At 45.6% G+C, this 19,364-nt stretch carries 9 protein-coding genes; 3 read left to right on the top strand and 6 right to left on the bottom strand.

The features are described from left to right. The first annotated feature begins 364 nt into the window (after positions 1-364). Positions 365-646, top strand: coding sequence for a peptidoglycan-binding domain-containing protein (locus tag QUB61_RS40180; protein ID WP_445300629.1), 282 nt, complete (start codon positions 365-367; stop codon positions 644-646). A gap of 49 nt (positions 647-695) precedes the next feature. On the opposite strand, the gene QUB61_RS31515 is transcribed toward QUB61_RS40180, so the two are convergent. The 3 genes from QUB61_RS31515 to QUB61_RS31505 all read right to left on the bottom strand — a co-directional run bounded on the left by QUB61_RS31515 (position 696) and on the right by QUB61_RS31505 (position 8,903). After that, complete coding sequence (locus QUB61_RS31515; protein ID WP_333133902.1) at positions 696-4,091, bottom strand: ATP-binding protein; 3,396 nt, start codon at positions 4,089-4,091, stop codon at positions 696-698. Positions 4,092-4,451: 360 nt separating this feature from the next. Next, positions 4,452-7,727: a response regulator gene (locus QUB61_RS31510; protein ID WP_333133903.1), complete on the bottom strand. Its 3,276-nt coding sequence runs from the start codon at positions 7,725-7,727 to the stop codon at positions 4,452-4,454. Between the two features lie 117 nt (positions 7,728-7,844). Next, entirely contained in the window at positions 7,845-8,903 is a 1,059-nt protein-coding gene (locus QUB61_RS31505) for an aliphatic sulfonate ABC transporter substrate-binding protein (RefSeq protein ID WP_333133904.1), read from the bottom strand. 190 nt (positions 8,904-9,093) lie between these two features. On the opposite strand from QUB61_RS31505, the gene QUB61_RS31500 reads away from it, so the two are divergent. Continuing rightward, on the top strand, positions 9,094-9,393 hold the full coding sequence (locus tag QUB61_RS31500; protein WP_333133905.1) for a DUF7734 family protein: 300 nt from the start codon (positions 9,094-9,096) through the stop codon (positions 9,391-9,393). 221 nt (positions 9,394-9,614) lie between these two features. Here QUB61_RS31500 and atpC read toward each other — a convergent pair whose 3' ends face one another. From atpC to QUB61_RS31485, 3 genes are all read right to left on the bottom strand, one after another. Then, positions 9,615-10,022, bottom strand: a complete 408-nt coding sequence (gene atpC, locus QUB61_RS31495) for an ATP synthase F1 subunit epsilon (protein ID WP_333133906.1) — start codon at positions 10,020-10,022, stop codon at positions 9,615-9,617. A gap of 176 nt (positions 10,023-10,198) precedes the next feature. Then, on the bottom strand, positions 10,199-11,656 hold the full coding sequence (gene atpD, locus QUB61_RS31490) for a F0F1 ATP synthase subunit beta (protein WP_333133907.1): 1,458 nt from the start codon (positions 11,654-11,656) through the stop codon (positions 10,199-10,201). Positions 11,657-11,782: 126 nt separating this feature from the next. Next, positions 11,783-12,709 (bottom strand): PEP-CTERM sorting domain-containing protein, encoded by a 927-nt coding sequence (locus tag QUB61_RS31485; protein ID WP_333133908.1) that lies wholly within the window; start codon positions 12,707-12,709, stop codon positions 11,783-11,785. Between the two features lie 1,304 nt (positions 12,710-14,013). On the opposite strand from QUB61_RS31485, the gene QUB61_RS31480 reads away from it, so the two are divergent. Continuing rightward, positions 14,014-19,364: two-partner secretion domain-containing protein (locus QUB61_RS31480; protein WP_333190270.1), on the top strand; the 5,351-nt coding region annotated here is incomplete at its 3' end.

Genomic DNA, 19,364 nt, shown 5'->3' with positions numbered 1-19,364 from the left:
CCGTCCTTTTTGGACGGGCGGGACGCCCATCCCACAATAACAATTAAAATTGTAAGTTATTTAATTCGCGATCCTAACTGTGTTTCGGGAGCACCTCTGTTTTGTAAAAAGCGTTTTTTAGGAGTGTCAAAGCAAAACTGAAATGCTCCCTCTGTTTGTGGGTCGAGAAATTCATCGATAGAAATTGGCTGCCGTTTGCCTTTGACAATTACTCTGTCTACAAAACGGATTTGATAGCGAGATGTCACTCCTCTGAGCTATCCCAGATAAGTTTCACTATAAAAAGCGACTGTTAAAGCACTCCCCCCCACAGCTACAACTGGGGAATAGCAAGTTCAAATAACTTGCCAACCACTAATCCTCAATCAAACCATGCAAACCACAAACGCAATTCGCAGGTTCATTAGCTTCGGGCCATTATTTTCCCCTACTGAAACCCAACGATGCGGTCTCCCAAAATGAGGATGTCCGCGACCTCCAGCGACTGTTAAATGCCAACCGAGCTTCCCTAAATATTGATGGAGCCTTCGGCGCGAAAACCCAACACGCAGTCATCAACTTTCAAAAGCAACAACAAATCGTTGCTGAGGGTATTGTCTGCCCGAAAACTTGGAATAAATTCGGCTTTTGTACAATTATATTTTAAAGTTTGTGCAACCATATTTTAAACAGAGTAGGCCGCTCGAGTGCGCGCCCTACTTCTCCGTCGAAGTTTCCACCCCAGACCACCCATCCGGCGCTCCGTACATTCGATACTTGCGAGAGCGTTTGAAATACAGCATTGCTACCCGATCGTCAGGATTGATTTGTAAAATATTCTGAAATACTTTTTGGGCTGCCACAAATTTTTGCTGGTAGTAAAAATTGAGAGCTTCTTGAAAAACCTCCGCAGTTTGCTGCTTGAGTACAATGCTCTGCTCTGTTTCTGTATCGTAAACTTCAAAAACCGACACAGCATTTCTCTTTCCTTTCACCGTTACTCGATCGACAAATCTGTAATTATATTTTTTTGGATCGTCGAGGCGCTCAATAATTGCACCGCTAACTATAATTCCCGCCCCGTAAACCTTAGTCAATCCTTCCAAACGAGACGCAAGATTCACCGCATCAGCAATCACTGTACTTTCCATCCGTTCTCGCTCGCCAATGGTACCCAACATCAAATTGCCCGCGTGCAAACCAATGCCGATCGCGATCGGAAACAGACCATTTTTTTCTCGCTGCTCGTTGTAGATATTCACTTCTTTTTGCATATCAATTGCTGCTCGCACGCCATCAGATGAAGATCTAGGAAACAGTGCCATGACTGCATCCCCAATGTATTTATCAATAAACCCATTATTTCTTCTGATTGCAGGGCTAATTTTTCCCAAGTAGGTATTAATAAATGCAAAATTTTCAGGCGGTGTCATATTTTCGGAAAGCGCCGTAAACGAGCGAATATCAGCAAACAGCACTGTCATATCTCTTTCCTGATTTTCACCTAATTTAACTTCAATAATACTCGGCTTTTCCAGCAAGCTGATAAAATCGTGCGGCACAAACCTGCCGTAGGCTGCACTCAGTTTGGCAAGGCGAATTTGCGTGTTAATTCTCGCCAACAATTCCTTTTTAATAAAAGGTTTAGTTACATAATCATTTGCTTCTAAGTTAAAAGCTTCTACCAAGTCAGTAGTTTGATTTTTTGCCGTCAGCATCAGAATCGGCATTTCTAAAGGCGAGTATTTTTTGCGGACTTCTCGACACACTTCATAACCAGTCATGTGCGGCATCATTACGTCGAGTAAAATTAAGTCTGGCTTAAATCCTGATTGAATCAGATTTAAAGCTTCTAAGCCGTTGCTCGCTTGAGTGATCTCGTATTTTTCTCGAGAAAGACTGTTGATGATGACATGAATATTAATCGGCTCATCATCAACTACCAAAATTTTTAATCTTTCACTTTCTCGAAACTCGCTCTTGGCTAATACCTGAGAATTTATTATAGATGGTTCGGGGGCAAATTCAGGAGTGATTAAAATGCGATATCCCTCGGTTAAACGCGGCTGTCTGCTGCTAAATTCCGGCTGACTCTCAGATACGGGCAAAGTAAAAGTGAATTGGGAACCGACGCCTACAGTTGAAGATACCCAAATTTTACCTCCGTGCAATTCCACTAATTGCTGGGCAACAGTTAACCCTAAACCCGTGCCGCCATATTCTCTAGCAGTGGAACCGTCAGCTTGTTCAAAGGATTCAAAAATTCGCTCTAATTTATCTTCGGGGATGCCAATACCAGTGTCAGATACAGTAATGGCTAATTGGGAATTAGGCGGTGATTGTGCGTTGCCCGTTACCAATTCGGCTGAAATTTCAACTCTGCCGCTTTCGGTAAATTTAATCGCATTGCCGATTAAGTTGTAAAGTATTTGCTGCAAGCGATTCTCGTCGGCTGCTATTGGTGGCAATTCAGGAGCGACTGAGTTAATCAACTGCAAGTTTTTTTTACCTACTAATGGCTGAGACAAAGTGAGAATTACAGAGGCTATTTCTCGCATACCGACGGGCTTAATTTGCAGTTGTATCGTTTTGTGTTTGAGCTGAGAAAAGTCCAGAATATCGTTAATTAAAGAAGACAATCTTTGTCCAGACGATGAAATCAAAGCTAAGTTAAAATTTGTGGGTTCTGGCAGTTGTCCGGTAGCACCGTCTATTAAAGATTCTGCAATCCCAATAATGCCGTTGAGGGGAGTCCGGAGTTCGTGGGAAGTATTGGCTAAGAATTCGTCTTTTAGTTTGTCCAGTCGCTGCAATTCGGTATTTTTAGTTTCTAAGGCAGTAAAAGATGCTTGCAGTTGTGCTGCCATGCTGTTAAAAGCAGCGGCAAGTACGCCCAACTCGTCGGAGCGAGCGAGCTTTACAGTTTTGTCAAATTGTCCTTCAGACAAAGCGATTGCTGCATCTTTTAATTTTAAAATAGGTTTGATAATCCAGCGAGAAGTGAAAATTCCTAGCACAGTTGCCATACCCAAAGCTGCCAGACATAGCAACATTGTAGTTCGGTTGCTGGCATGGATTTGTTCCATAAAGTCGGCTTCGGGAACGACGACAACAATCAGCCAATCTAAACCTTTACCGTCTTGAAATGGCAGGAGTTTTAAAAATTTATGCTGACCGTTTATCTCAACATTTATTTGCTGCGCTGTTGTAATTTTGTGCAAGTTGTGAAAGTGACTTTCTAAATATTTAGCTGTAGTTTGCGTTACTGCATCGCTGCTTTCTGTAACTTTAAACAGTTCTTTTTTACCGTTTTGGGTGCGGAAAGGTTTTTCGGGTGTGGAAGTTGCCAGCAGCGTGCCGTTTCTTTCGATAATAAAAGTTTGACCCGATTTGCCTATTTTGAGGCTGTTTAAAAATTGACCGATACTGTCGAGACGCAAAGCAGCAATTAATACTCCTTCTAGCTGTTTCTGGCTGTTGTAAACTGGTTGCAGCGCGCTGAGGATCAAGGTGGGTTCTAGGAAGGATACATAAACTGAACTCCAAGTTGGTTTGGCTTCTAGAGCCGCATAGGTATAGGAAGGGTGCTGTCGGATGTCGAAGTTTTTGACCAAGGCTGCTACTGTCGTGCGATCGCCCCTATTATTAGTATTGTAAGAATAAAAATCAAAACCTGTAGATGGGCCCGATGCGTTAATCAATAAAGTGCCGTTCGACATCTTTTCGCCGGTGCGATATTCTCCATCTGGATTAGCGATCGACGTAAAATTAATATAAGGATATAATTGCACTTGCCGCCACAGATACTTTTCCCAAGCTGACAAGTCTTTCATGTTCACAAAACCCAGTTTCACTGCATCCAGCTTGCTTTGATTGATTTGGTGCGGAGTTTGCAGATAAGTTCTCAAATTTTGCTCGATGCGATTGCTCACCTCCCCCATCAACTGACCGGCAAGGTCATTCACTGCTTTTTGAGAGTTCCTAAATGATAAATATCCCACAATACCCACCGCTGCAAATACTTGCAATACAAACGGAACTATGAGTACAGTTTGGAGCGTCGCTTTTCCTGAAAGTTTGGCCACCAAGCGCTTGAGAGAAAGAGTGGACATAACATTAATTTAGCTTGAAAGACACAGTTAATACTCGGAGGGAAGATTTACCGCTGGTAAGCATTCTAAACCATTTTGTACTTAAACAAAACTTACGCAATAAAAGCCTGATTCTTGGTTTCTTCGTGAATCGCTGTCCAACCTGAGATTTCTCAGAGAAACTGAGTTTATTTCTCGCCTACCTTTCCGCAGTATATTCGAGTTTGAAGTCAAAAGCAGCGCACTCGACGGCGTATCTTTCAGGAAAACTCCCTATTTTGGAGCGGAATGCTTCAGCCTAAATGTATTATGACTGAGGCCAGGTACAAAAAACCGGATAAACACATAAAAATTTATGCCTTCAGCTTAATGCTACTTTTACTACTTTTCATCTAAAGCTTCTATGCCCGACCATCCTTCTGGCACTCCATACATTCGATTATTTAGAGAGCGCTTATAGTAAATTGCTGCTAACTTATCTTGAGGATTTCTTTCGCAAATTTTATTGAATATTTTTTGCGCTTTAGTAAAATTTTGCTCAAAATAGAGCTCCAGACCTCGTTGATATTCAGTAGCAGTTTCCTGTTTTAGTTCAATGCTTTGTTCTGTGTCTGCATCATAAATTTCAAACACCGACACGACAGATTTTTTGCCTTTTACTGTGACTCGATCGACAAATCGGCACATATATTTTTCTCGCTTGCCCAAACGCTCTAAAATTGAGTCACTAACTAGAATCCCCGCCCCGTAAACCTTAGTCAATCCTTCCAAACGAGACGCGAGATTCACCGCATCAGCAATCACTGTACTTTCCATCCGTTCTTCCTCCCCAATCGTACCCAACATTAAAGTACCCGCGTGCAAACCGATGCCGATCGTAATCGGTGGATGATTCCTTAGTTGTCGGTCCTGGTTGTAAATAATAACTTGTTTTTGCATTTCCACCGCCGCGCGAACAGCATCATCTGCCGACTCAGGAAATAGTGCCATAATCGCATCGCCAATATATTTATCGATGAAACCTTGGTGAGCGCGAATTACCGGACTCACTCGGCTGAGGTAGGTGTTGATAAAATTAAAGTTTTCTTGGGGATTCATCGCTTCTGAGATAGTCGTAAAGGAGCGAATGTCAGAAAATAAAACTGTCATTTCTTTCTGAATTTGATCGCCTAGTCGGACATCAACAATACTTTCGTGTCCCAAAAATCGCAGAAAGTCGTGGGGGACAAATCTACCGTAAGCTGCATTAATTTTTGCAAGACGGATGTGAGTTTTTATTCTTGCTAGTAATTCATTTTTGACAAACGGTTTAGTTAAAAAATCATTGGCTCCTGCATTGAAACCTTGCACTAAGTCAGATACTTGATTTTTGGCGGTTAGCATCACAATTGGCACTTCTATAGCCGTGAATTTCTCCCGGATTTTCTCGCAAACTTCGTAACCAGTCATCCGCGGCATCATCAGATCGAGCAAGATTAGATCTGGCTTGTAGCCTGTCTCTAGAAGGGCTAAAGCTTCTCTACCGCTGCTAGCTTTGGCAAGGGCATAGTTTTCAAGAAGTAAATTGTTACTCAATACCTGAATATTCAGAGGTTCGTCATCTACAATTAATATTTTCACCAGACTGTTTTCTTGACCTTCTCGATCGTCGAGCAAACTGTTATTATTAAAACTTGCTGCCAACGTTGCATTAGTTATTAACTGGCGATCGTTGGTTCTTGAAACTAAAGACTGCCGCACCGTTGCTGACAACTGCTTGCGCTCGACATACTGATTCTGAGAGATTGGCAAACTAAAGGTAAACTGCGAACCAATACCTACTTTTGAAGATACCTGAATTTCGCCGCCGTGCAGCTCGACTAACTTCTTTGTAACTGCCAAACCTAAACCTGTTCCTCCGTATTCTCTAGCAGTGGAACCGTCTGCTTGTTCAAAAGATTTAAAAATTCGTTCTAATTTATCTTCAGCAATGCCAATACCAGTATCGGATACCGTAATTTGCAGTTTTGACCTGAGAATTAAAGATTGAAGCTGGCTTGTTACTGAACTTTCTTTGTCAGCCAACTCCGGCGATTCCAAGCTGATCGCATTCGCCGAAATTTCAACTGTGCCGCTTTCGGTAAATTTAATCGCATTTCCGATTAAGTTATAAAGAACTTGTTGCACCCGATTTTCATCGGCATCTACGAGGGGAAGGTCGGGAGTGACTGAATTAATCAACTGCAAATTTTTTGTACCAATTAGAGGTTGACAAAGAGTCACTACTATCTCGACAACTTCTCGGATGCCAACAGGCTTGATTTGTAGTTCAATATTTTTGTGTTTCAGCTGGGAGAAGTCGAGAATGTCGTTGATGAGATTGGACAGTCTTCTGCCGCTAAATGCAATAATTTCCAGATTGTAAATAGTCGGTTCTGGCAATTGTCCTGTAGCACCGTCGATTAAAGATTCAGTTAAACCAATAATGCCGTTAAGCGGGGTGCGGAGTTCGTGAGAAGTGTTGGCTAAAAATTCGTCTTTGAGTTTGTCAAGTCGCTGCAATTGGGCATTTTGCTCCTCTAGTTTTTTGAAAGATACTTCCAATTGACTGGCCATGCTGTTGAAAGCATTAGCTAATTTTCCGAGTTCGTTAGAGGCCGCAATATTTACCCGAGTTTCAAACATTCCGCTACTCATTTTAGTAGCTGCAGCTGTTAGGGATTTTAAAGGATTTGTAATCGATCGAGCAAAAGCCACTCCCAAGCCCACGGCGACGAGGGCGCTGGCGAGGGTAACTGCACCCATGACGTATATTAGCTTACGCACCGGAGCGTAAGCTTCCGCCGTAGGTAGCTCTACAACCACCATCCACTGCACCCTCCGCACGATCGCACCCGTGCCCATTACTTCTTCCCCGCGCAAGCCTCGATAAACAATCGGAGATTGAATCCCCGAAGCTAAAGCTAATTTGGATAGCTCTCGCACAAAGGATCGCCCTCTCAAATCTTGCAGTAAATAGGGATTAATCTTGCTTCCGGTTTCCGAAATCACTACCGAGCGATGGTCGAGAACGTAGCTGTATCCAGTTTTTCCAACTTGCGATCTGGCGGCAATTTGAGTTAAAAAATTGAGACTAACTCGGGCAAATAATACTCCGGCAATTTGATTTTTATTGTCACGAACAGGCACTGCTAAGTTAACAGCATTAACCCCTGTTTTTAGGTCTACATCTACTGGACTCACATAATTTTGAGTTTGTCTAAAAGTCTCCCAAAATACTGGTGTTTCTGCCGAAATACCAGCTAAATTCAAGCTAGATATAGAGAACGATCCGTAAGGCGACATCGCCTGTACGACTTGACCTTTACTGTTAAAAATTCCGACGACTTCGTAGGCGCTGTTGCTGTTGACCAATCCTTCGAGAATGCTGCGCTGAGTTTCAGCATTAAATTCTGTTAAACCGCGCAATTCTGACAAATAATTGAGTTGGCGCTGCAAGTTATCCAGCTCGGCGCTGATTTGGACAGCAGCAGCTTGCGATCGCTCGTACTGAAGCCGTTTTGTCTGTTCTATTTGTCCCCGAAAGCTGAGGTAAGCTAAGGTACTTCCCGCCATCAATACGCTTGCCACAACAATCGAGACAAAACCGTAACGCAGTTGATTGGCAATTGATGACATTTGATTCTGCCAGTTAACAGTTTTAACTCATTCTCTAGGATACACCAAATTGCACATTTTTCATACTTGCGGAATCGCAACCGTTGATTTATCGTTACCTTTGCCTAAGTTCTGGTTTTATAAATCTAGTTTTTGTTTCCAGATAACATCTTCAATCCAAATGCGATCGGGAATCAGTCCCAACCGAAATAAAATTTCAGCAATCCGCTGCTGTTCTTCAACTGCCCTGTCTTGAATTGGCAGCAAATCGTAGCGGCGGCTTTTCGTTAACCTGATAGCTGTGGTTATTTTCATTCCGGTTCGAGCGCTCATCAATTCCGCTGCTCGCTCGGGATTCTTAGTTATCCAAGTAGCCATCTGTCGCGTTTCTCCCATCACTATTTTAACAATATCGGGAAAGTCGCTAGCAAAAGAGCGACTTGCCAAATAGAAGCTTCTATCATTCATCAGCCCGTCGCTGTTAGCCAAGAAATGAACAGGCATAGTTTCCTGTAACTGAGCTAGAAACGGCTGCCAAATCGCCCAAGCATCAACCTCGCCTCTCACAAATGCTTCCTGAGCTTTTGGTGGAGGCAAATCGACGAATTGGGCATCTTTTAACTGCAAGCCGCCTTGAGTTAAGGCGCGAATTAACAAATAGTGACCTGCGGTTTTTTGAGTGGCTGCTATTTTCTTGCCTTTGAGATCCGCTATAGTCCGAATTGGAGAATCTTGAGGAACTATGATGCCAATGCTTCCAGGTAAAGCTGAATCATTAGCAATATAAACAAAAGGTACGCCCTCTGATTGGGCAAAAATTGGCGGCGCAACTCCTGCATAACCCAGATCGATTTTTCCTTTTCCTATTGCTTCTAAAATTGGCGGCCCTGCGGCAAATTCCGTCCATTCTACAGACCACCCCATTTTTGCTAAACGGTTTTCCAAAGAGTTTTTAGCTTTTAGATAAAACAGCGCTCCGAAACGCTGATGGCCGATTCTTACCACTCTTGTTAAGTTTGAGGGTGCATTTTGGGTTTTTGCTGTAGAGTTATTTATTACTTGTGATTGGCAACTTGCCACAGCTAAACTCAAGCAAAAAACGAGCGTGAATAGCAGCGTATATCCCCAAGCAACACGTTGTTTAATAGTATTTTGACTGAAAAATGATAATTGGAACCTAGTCTTGATGTGGCTCATAAAATATCGGACAAGTAGGTTTTGCAGTCAGAAAATCTTCCGGAAGTTTTTTACAGGACTTATAGTATGTCCGCTTACTTCCTGCTGTTAAAAAAGGTCAAATTAAAAATAAAATTTTAGCGGGCTATCCCTGCAATTAGCCGCAAAATTAAGCTATATTATAGCAGATTTCAGGAAAGTGAGATTTGCTATGGCTGACTCTATTGCTCGCCGCTTGGAACAATACACGGTAAAACGATCGCACGAAGTTTTAATCGTCAAGGCCCAAATTGACGGCGAATTCGATGAAATTGCTATTTTTAAAGGCTTTTCCAGCTCCCTAACGCGATCGACCGCGAGCGATCCAGAGGTTCCTGTGTTGCCGGAGGAAGCAAAAATTGTCAGTGTCGATCGGCTCCAGAGCCCCTACAATCCAAATAACCCCCGCTATCTTCAGCAGGGGTTATCTTGGGAAACAATGCAATCTCTATTGTCCGAGGCGGGAGTTTAGCCAAACAGTAGGGACAGGGCATTTCCCTTCTTCGTGTCAACAATCGTCTAAAACCCTTGATAAATATCGCTTTTACCTGAGTCTATATCCCCCTCCCATCCCCCGCGTCCGCGGGACGAAAGAGAAGACTCCTGTCCCTCCCCTCTTAAGAAGGGGGTTGAGGGGGGATCGAGACTTGGATACAAACGAGAGATACAAAAGCCGTGTTCCTACGCTTAGAGCTAGAGCGTGCCGCCGGCAGCTTGGAAACGAGCTCTCGCGCGTTTGATTGCTTGCTTGGCTTGAATTTGCTCTTGCAAAGTGCCGCTAGTAGCCTTTTGCAAACGAGCTTCTGCCTCGGTGTAAGCAGTACGAGCAGCTTCTTTATCAATGGTTTCGCCTTTTTCCGCGCCGTTGACAAGAATAGTAACTTTGTTTTCTTGGATTTCTGCAAAGCCGCCCATCAGAGCAATAGACACCCATTCCTTGGCGGGACGGACGCGCATCACTCCGGTATCCAAAGCTGTCAACATTGGAGCGTGACCGCTCAAGATACCCAATTGGCCTGTGGTGCTCGGCAGAATTACTTCTTCAGCATTAGAATCCCAAACAGTTTTGTCTGGGGCAACTACGCGCACAGTTAATGTCATAAATTGTCAGTTGTCAGTTGTCAGTTGTCAGTTGTCAGTTGTCAGTTGTCAGTTGTCAGCTGTCAGTTGTCAGTTGTCAGTTGTCAGTTGTCAGTTGTTACCAATAACCAATAACTAATAACAAATAACTAATAACTACTGATTAATGACTGCTGACTACTGACTAATGACTAAAATTACTTGGCGTCAGCCTTCATTTTGTCAGCTTTGGCGATCGCCTCGCTGATATCGCCCACCAAATAGAAAGCTTGTTCCGGTAATTCGTCAAGTTCGCCAGCCAAAATCATCTGGAAGCCCTTAATGGTGTCTGCCAGCTTGACGTACTTGCCGGGGGAACCGGTGAACACTTCCGCCACAAAGAACGGTTGGGACAAGAACCGTTCAATTTTGCGAGCGCGAGAAACTGTCAAGCGGTCATCTTCCGACAGCTCATCCAAGCCCAAAATCGCAATAATGTCTTGCAATTCCTTATAGCGTTGCAGAGTAGACTGCACCTGACGAGCAACACCATAGTGCTCTTCGCCGACAACGCTAACTTGCAACATTGTAGACGTAGAATCCAGCGGGTCAACAGCCGGATAAATTCCCTTCGCAGCCAAACCGCGAGACAACACTGTTGTAGCGTCCAAGTGAGCAAAAGTCGTAGCCGGCGCGGGGTCAGTCAAGTCATCCGCAGGCACGTAGACAGCTTGAACCGAAGTAATCGAACCTTCGGTAGTCGAAGTAATCCGTTCCTGCAAGTCGCCCATATCCGTACCGAGAGTCGGCTGATATCCCACAGCCGAAGGCATCCGACCCAACAAAGCCGATACCTCAGAGCCCGCTTGCACGAACCGGAAGATATTGTCAATGAACAGGAGCACGTCCTGCTTGCTGACATCGCGGAAGTATTCGGCCATCGCCAGAGCCGACAGGCCCACGCGCATCCGGGCACCCGGTGGCTCGTTCATTTGACCGTAAACCAGAGCAATTTTCGACTTGCTGCGGTCTTCTTCGTTAATAACCCCCGACTCGATCATTTCTTTGTAGAGGTCATTACCTTCGCGGGTGCGCTCGCCCACACCACCGAACACGGACACGCCGCCGTGAGCCTTGGCGATGTTGTTCACGAGTTCCATCATAATCACGGTTTTGCCGACGCCTGCGCCGCCGAACAAACCGATTTTGCCGCCGCGACGGTAGGGGGCCAGCAGGTCGATCACCTTGATCCCTGTTTCAAACACCGAAGGCTTGGTTTCGAGTTCGGTGAAAGCCGGCGGGTTGCGGTGGATAGGCATACTTTCGGAAGTATTGACCGGGCCGAGGTTGTCTACGGGTTGACCGATGACGTTAAAAATGCGGCCGAGAGTTGGGATTCCGACGGGAACTTGGATAGATTCTCCGGTGTCTACCGCTTCCATGCCGCGCACCAAGCCGTCAGTGGTACTCATGGAAACTGCACGTACTTGGCTGTCTCCGAGCAGTTGTTGAACTTCGCAGGTAACGGCAATGTCTTGACCTGCTTCGTTTTTGCCGGAAATCGTGAGAGCGTTATAGATTTGGGGCAGTTTGCCGCCTGGGAATTTTACGTCTACAACTGGCCCGATGATTTGGGTGATGTAGCCTACGTTCGTTTTTTCTGCAGTGGATACCATGAATAGTGCCTTTGTTAGGATGCTATTTTTCCCGTTATGGAAAAAGTCTTAACATTTAGAAATGCTATTTCTCAGAGTACCACTGAACAGACTCACTATTTAGATTTGTATGGGGCTGGTTAAGAGTCATTTTTCTCGTTGCTGCCCTCGCTTTTTTTTCCTGCGAGCCGCAGCCATTGCCCCGATCCCCAGGATAGTGCCGAACACTGTGACTGGTTCGGGGACTCGTTCGGAGACCGATCTGGGGGTTAACTCACCCGACGCGGTGGAGCGGTCGAATTTAATGACCTTTCCTGGGCGATCGTCCAAGGAGATTTGTCTGCGCTGAGCCTCTTGGGGCATTGTTTCGGGGCCTAACTGGGCCGACACGGTGAAGTCTTGGAAGTCTTGGTCGTATGCTCCGGCATCGTCGAAGGAGATTTGTATGCCCTGAGCCAGTTGGGTCATTGTGACGGATGGATATTGCTCTGGGCCATTACCCCCGTTGATGTTTGTAAATGAGCTGTTGGAGTTGTAGTCGAGCATAAAGTTGCCAAACACGGCTTGCTGACAGCCGGTCACCAGACAGTCATCTCTCCGGAAGCCGGTGTCCTCGGCCCGCCATTCGGGGCTATTCATGAAGGTGCTCGACGAGACGTACTCCCCGAATTCTTCGCCGTTGCCGATGTCGCTCCACAGCAGCAGGGCATAAATTTCATCCTTCAAAAATGTGAAGGTTTGGGTGATGGATCCGTTGTCGGAGGTGACAGCGGTGCCGAAGCTTCCCTCCCATTCATTGGCGCTGCCGTTATCTGAGGGTTGGATCTCGTAAAACAGTCTGGCGATGCTGCTGTAGTCAGTGTTGTCTGAGTCAGCTTGGGCTACCCACAAGCTCGACTGGTAACCGCCGTGAGATGCTTGAAAGGTAAAGTTTATATTGGTATCTCGATCGAACTGGATGCCGCTGGTGCCAAACATGAAAGCTCGGACGGGCGTGCAGATGCTGAGCAAAATTGTGGTTGCCAAGCTGGCGACTTTAAAAGAAGTTTTTTTGACTAGCGTTAAGGTAGTCATAACCCTGATTCCTCCAGTATTGTTAGGTAGTAAGGCCCGAAATCCCATGTTGCCGTGACGCGAATATAATAGACGATCGCCTTGGATGCGATATTTAGGGCGATCGTCAAACCTACAGAATAGACTCCACTAAGAGTGAATCTACAGACGGATATCACTATCAGTGTGTTTTTGAGTAAATGAGTGCTTTTTCCAAGAGCTTTCAGAGACACCAGATTGCCACAGTTTAATGTGGAACTGCAATATTTTTCTCCTGCCTAGACTTCTAACCTACTACATTTACTCCGTTTCGGTAACCGTCTACTGTTGAGTCCAAGACTTGCAAATATTGGCGTTTTTCAAATATAAATAAAAATTTTACTCCCGCTTGCTGAAATTTGGGTAAATATCATCTAAAAATTATAAATTTTCTGATAGAAATTAGGCGGTAGGGCCAGTCGCTCCTCAAAGCTAGCTGCAAGCTGCTCGCGGCCGGTGCAGAAGACGGCAGCGGCCGCGAATAGAGATTTGAGCGAGTTTTGTTGCCGCTGGAAGCAAGCGGGAAAACAGGCGATCTATATTTATGTACTTTTGACTAATATTCCGAGATTTTAAACCCCTAACCCTGGCGTTGGGCCTCATATTTTTTTTCGCCAAAAGTCCCGGACGCATAAACCCGGTTTCTTAAGGTAATTGCCTCATGGAAGCAGTGAAAGTGGAAACGAGAAACCAAGTTTCATCCCCCGCGCCTGAATACAGTAGGGACACGGCATTACGCTTCTTCGTGTCAACAAACACGTCAAACAAACGTAGTACCGATCTGCTGTTTGACGATTAGGGTTCGATCCCCCCGGCGCCTGCTTCGCGTCCGGAGAGTAGGGGGTGGGACAGGAATCTTCTCTTTCCTCCCCTTTTTTAAGGGGGATGCGAGGCGGAGCGAAACTTGACGGAAAGCGACATTTATTATGATGGGTTTGGGCGTTAAGTTGACACGCCTTAGGCATTACCGTGTCCCAACCCGATATCTGTACTTCACTTAACTGAAAACGGCTAAGTAGGTGGTTACAAATAAACATGACATGGGGCTGACGGGTGAGAGCATTCCTCTACTCGCTTGTATCTCTTGATACTCACGCTTTCTAGCCCCTACAAGATAGTATATTTTTTTGCCATTACCTACTTATAAACACATACATTTCCTTCAGCTTCCCATCCCATTTATTCAGAAATAAAAAATAGGGCTATCCTCTTGACATGAGGAATTTTTATGAGTAAAAATAGGAGAGATAAATACGATCGTACTTTAAGCACAATCTTTAAACACAATGACAGCCAACAGACTACCTTTGCTCGGATGGTTATTCATCCTTGGCTGGCTGAGTGCAGCGGCGGGTTCGGCTTCCGCGCAACCCATCACCTCCGCAGCGGACGGCACTAACACAGTTGTTACTCCCAACGGCAACCGCTACGACATTTCCGGGGGGTCTTTAAGTCCAGAGCAGGCTAATCTTTTTCACAGTTTTACTGAGTTCGGTCTCAGCGAAGGTCAAACTGCTAACTTTCTGACCAATCCCAATATTCAAAATATTTTGGGAAGGATTACTGGGGGAAATCCTTCTTTAATCAATGGCTTAATTCAAGTTATCGGCGGCAATTCTAATTTATTTTTAATGAATCCTGCCGGCATGATTTTCGGGCCTTCTTCCAGTCTCAACGTGCCGGGTTCTTTTAATGCTACTACGGCTACAGGAATTGGTTTTGGGAACAATCAGTGGTTTAGCGCGATGGGCAATAACAATTGGGCAACTTTAATCGGGACGCCGAATAGTTTTGCGTTGACAAATTTGCCAGGGGGAAGCATTGTTAATGCAGGCAATCTGACGGTGACACCAGGTCAAAGTTTAACTTTGGTAGGAGGTACGGTTGTCAATACTGGTCAGCTAAATGCGCCTAGCGGCAATATTCTCCTCAGCGCCGTCCCGGGTAACAATTTGGTGCGGATTAGTCAAGCTGGGAATTTATTGAGCTTGGATATTCAGCCGACAGCCACTCAAAGCTCGCTGCCGAACAATTGGACGCAGCCAGTGTTATCTTTGCCCCAGTTGCTGACTGGAAAAGGTGCGGCACAGGCAACGAGTTTGACGGTAAATCCCAATGGTGAAGTTGTGTTGACGGGGAATGTTGCTGTGCCCGTAACTGCGGGAACTACGATCGCATCCGGCACTCTCAACGTCTCTGGCGACATTGGCGGCAACGTTAACCTCTTGGGTGAGAAAGTAGGTGTTATTGCTGGCAATATCAATGCTTCTGGGATTAACGGCGGCGGTAATGTACTGATTGGCGGAGATTATCAGGGTTTGGGGACGGTGCCCAATGCTTTGCGGACTTTTGTTAGCAGCGACTCGACAATTAATGCTGATGCTGTTAGTAATGGTCAGGGCGGGCGAGTCATAGTTTGGGCTGATGAAACTACTCGTTTTCAGGGAAATATTACGGCCAGAGGTGGCTTGTTTTCTGGGAATGGCGGCTTTGCGGAAGTGTCGGGAAAGCAATCGCTGGATTTTCAAGGATTGGTGGATTTGCGATCGACCTTTGGGATTGCTGGCACCTTATTGTTAGATCCTACTGATATCACTATTAGCGCAGGTGGGGATGCAGGCGGCACTTTAGCAGCGGGAGCATTTACGCCCTCGGCTGGTACTTCTACGATTAAGAATGTGACGCTGCAAAATCAGCTAGGTTTGGGAAATGTTACTATTTCTACTGCGTCGAATTCTCCGAATCCAGGTGATATTACAGTCAGCGCACCTGTTGTTTGGGCTAATAGTAATTCCCTCACTCTCAATGCTGATTATGATATTAATGTTAAGGTTGACAGCAATATCACAACAACTCAGGGAGGCAATATTACTCTCAATGCTGCTAATAATATTCAGGTTAACAGCGATATCACAACTCAGGGAGGCAATATTACTCTCAATGCTGATAGCGATCAAAATGGTGGTAGCCTCCAGATTCAGGCTTCGACGATCGATACTAATGGTGGCAATTTCCTGGGGAATGGTCAGGGGGGTGCTACGTTCGGGATTGGAATCGAGATCGAGGACAGCACAATTAATGCCGGAGGTGGAAAAATTGACCTGAATGGTGTTGCAGGAAATGCGGCAACCAACTTCGGTATTGCTCTGTATGGTAGCACACTACAAACTACTGGAAGTGGGAATATTACTCTCAATGGAACTAACGGTGGCAGTGTTAATAGTTCGGGAATAGTTTTGCGTGGGCCTACGATAAGTTCAGTGAACGGCGATATCACCTTGACTGGTAGCGGTAACGGGAGTGGAGAAGCCATTTATCTGTTCTCCAGTGCTGTGGTGGAATCAACGGGAACAGGTAGTATTACCATGATTGGAACTGGCACGAACCCGACAGCCGGCAGCAATCAAGGTAGCAATGAAGGTATTATTGTTACAAACACATCTAAGGTGATTTCAACCAATGGTGCTGTCAGTCTCACTGGGATTGGTAACGGAACTGGAAACGACAGCAACGGGATTGAGATTAGTGATAACAGCATAGTGGAATCGATCGGGGCAGGAAATGTTACTCTCACGGGTACTGGCGGGAACGGGACATATAATAATAAAGGGATATCTATTAACACCAGCACTGTCCAATCGGCTGGTGGAAATGTCAGCCTGACTGGCACGGGTGCGGGGAAAGAATTCAATAACACCGGCGTTAGCATAGACACCGCTACAGTGCAGTCAACGCCGGGGAACGGGACTGTCACCATCACCGGAACTGGGGGAAATGGGACGAGCTCCAATCAAGGGATATCTATTGAGAGCAGTACAGTACGATCGGAGAATGGAGATATCGCCCTAACTGGAACAGGTAAGGGGACCGAGGACAACAACACGGGCATTTCGATGACGTTCGGGGCGGTGGAATCCACAGGCACCGGGAATCTGACTCTAAGCGGTGTTGGCAGCAATAATGGGATTGATAGCAGTCAAGGAATATCCGTTTTGGGCGCCACAGTGGAAGCGTCCTCTGGAAATGTCACTCTGACTGGTACTGGTGGTGGGACTGGGACTTCCAACGAGGGTATATATGTAGATAGTAATGCTACAATCCAAACTGCACAGCTCGGAAAGGTGACGTTGACGGGGACGGGCAGTGCAGGGACGGGGACTAATTCCGGGATCCGGCTCAACTCAGGCACGGTACGATCGGAGAATGGAGATATTGCTTTAATTGGTACCGGTTTAGGGACATCAATTAACAACGACGGCATTACTTTGGACTCGAGCGAATCGACGACCACGGTGGAAGCTACGGGAAAAGGCAATATTAGCCTCACGGGAAAGGCTAGCTACAGTTCCATTAACCTCATCGGCAGTGTGATTGATGCGCCTTTAGGCGGCAATGTCACTTTGACGGGCGATTCAATTCAACTATCACCACAAACTCAAGTTAAGGGTACTGGGACTATCCAGTTGCAGCCGCTTACTCCCAGTTTAGATATTAGTGTTGGTGGTAATATGACGGACGCCCGTTTGAATCTCAGCAGTGAAGAAGTCACGTTTCCTATATTAGATGGGTTTTCCCAACTCATTATCGGGCGGGCGGATGGGACGGGGGCGATCGCCGTTGACCCCGCTGGCGTTACGTTCCAATCCCCGACGACAATCCAGCCTCCAACTGGTACGGGGTCTATCGCAGTTAACGGGCCAATTAAAGCCAATGGTGGTATTACATTTAACGGAGCTACTTCTCTAAGCGCAGACGTTACTACAAGCGATAAAAATATTACTTTCAACAGCCCTGTTACGGTCGAAAATAAAGTCAATCTCAACACAGGTACAGGTGCCGGTAACATTCTTTTTCAAGAAACTGTCGATGGCACAACTACTAACACTAACAGTCAAGATTTGACCCTAGCAGTAGGTAGTGGCAATATTACATTTGGTAGAGATGCCGGCAGCGTTACTCCTCTAGGCAACCTCAAAATTAACAGTGCGGGCAACTTACAAACAAAGGCAATTACAGCCGCCAGTATTATTCAAAATGTTCTTGCTACGGGTACAGTCACTATCTCAGGTGATTTGACCGCCACTAATGGTGACATACGTTTTGAAAATCCTGTTGAGTTCAATAATGTATCCACAAATAATGTTTATTTTACCGCGAATAAACCTGGTACAACAGGTCTGGAAACCGGCAGGATTACTTTAAATAATGGATTTGTAGCGGGTAGCAACAGCCTCACCATTACCTCAGATGAAATTGATATAATCGGCCTTTCCTCGTCGGGTACGGGCGATCTGGTACTTCAACCCTTTAGGCCTGACTTAAAGATCGCACTTGGGGTCTCATCCGATCGATCTGACTCCTTGGATATGACTGGGCTATTCAATCGCCTGGACAATGGCTTTAAATCGATCGCGATTGGACGGACAGACAGCAGCGGCGCAATTACCATCGAGTCACCTCTGACATTCCAAGAGCCCGTGACAATTCGCTCTCCACAAGGGGCTGGATCGATCGCAATTTTGCCTGGTGGGAGTCTCACTGGACTTGATAACGCTTCGATTGCACTGACAGCGAATCAAAACATCACCGCCGGCAATATAACTGCGTCGGGTTCGGGAGATATCACCCTCACTAGCAACATCGGTACGATCGCACTCAATGGGCCGATTACCACAATCGATCAAAACATCACTTTCAACGGGCCTGTTACCCTTCAAAATAATGTTTTGGTTGACACAGGTGCAGCCGGTGGTGGCAGTATTCTTTTCAGCAGCACCCTCAACGGTACAACTGCTAACAATCAAGATCTAACTCTCACAGCAGGTACTGGCAATATTACCGTTAAGGGAGAGGTCGGCAATCCAATTCCGATCGGCAATCTCCAAATAAATAGTGCTAGCGACGTACAAACAGCGGCAATTACAGCTAATAGTATTACTCAGACAGCAGGTACGGGTACAACTGCATTCAAGGGTCCAGTGACAACCAATGCTGCGGGCGGCCTTAACTTGACAGGCACAAATTTTGCGATCGACAATCCAGTCACAACGCTAAATAATGGAAATTTTACAGTCAATAATAGCGGCGACTTGAATATTGCTACAGCGGCAAATTTAGTGCTGGATGGAGAATTTACTCAAAGCGGTACAGGCAAGGTTAATATAGCATCCAACATTACCACTACTAACGATAATATTAGTTTCAACAGTCCCGTTACTCTGACAAATGATGTTTCTTTCAACACAGGTGCAGGTGCTGGCGATATTACTTTTAACAATACAGTTGACAGCACCACTGCTAACAGTCCAAATCTCACTTTAACAGCGGGTACTGGTAATATTGCATTCACCACAGGTGCGATCGGCAACAGCACAACTCCATTCGGTGCGATCGCTGCCAACAGTAGCGGCACGACTAGCTTCGCGAGCACTGTCAATGCCCAAAGTTTAACAACCGACTTAGGTGGCACAACTAAACTTAATGGCAATGTCACTACAACCGGCAGCCAAACCTACGGAGATGCAGTGACAATTGCTAATAATCCCATTCTCTCCGGCAGTGACATTACTTTCAATAATACTGTAGACGGCAGCAGCGATTTGACTGTGAATGGGGGTAGCAGTAATGTTACATTCAA

Source organism: Microcoleus sp. C2D2, from assembly GCF_036702495.1.
Lineage (GTDB): Bacteria > Cyanobacteriota > Cyanobacteriia > Cyanobacteriales > Microcoleaceae > Microcoleus.
Note: the sequence above shows the minus strand (reverse complement) of the source record. Positions and strands in the feature narration are given on the sequence as shown.

Bases quoted from the DNA above. Each gene is read 5' to 3' on its own strand.
- QUB61_RS31515 (WP_333133902.1), bottom strand. From the start codon at position 4,091: ATGTCCACTCTTTCTCTCAAGCGCTTGGTGGCCAAACTTTCAGGAAAA.
- QUB61_RS31510 (WP_333133903.1), bottom strand. From the start codon at position 7,727: ATGTCATCAATTGCCAATCAACTGCGTTACGGTTTTGTCTCGATTGTT.
- QUB61_RS31505 (WP_333133904.1), bottom strand. From the start codon at position 8,903: ATGAGCCACATCAAGACTAGGTTCCAATTATCATTTTTCAGTCAAAAT.
- QUB61_RS31500 (WP_333133905.1), top strand. From the start codon at position 9,094: ATGGCTGACTCTATTGCTCGCCGCTTGGAACAATACACGGTAAAACGA.
- atpC (WP_333133906.1), bottom strand. From the start codon at position 10,022: ATGACATTAACTGTGCGCGTAGTTGCCCCAGACAAAACTGTTTGGGAT.
- atpD (WP_333133907.1), bottom strand. From the start codon at position 11,656: ATGGTATCCACTGCAGAAAAAACGAACGTAGGCTACATCACCCAAATC.
- QUB61_RS31485 (WP_333133908.1), bottom strand. From the start codon at position 12,709: ATGACTACCTTAACGCTAGTCAAAAAAACTTCTTTTAAAGTCGCCAGC.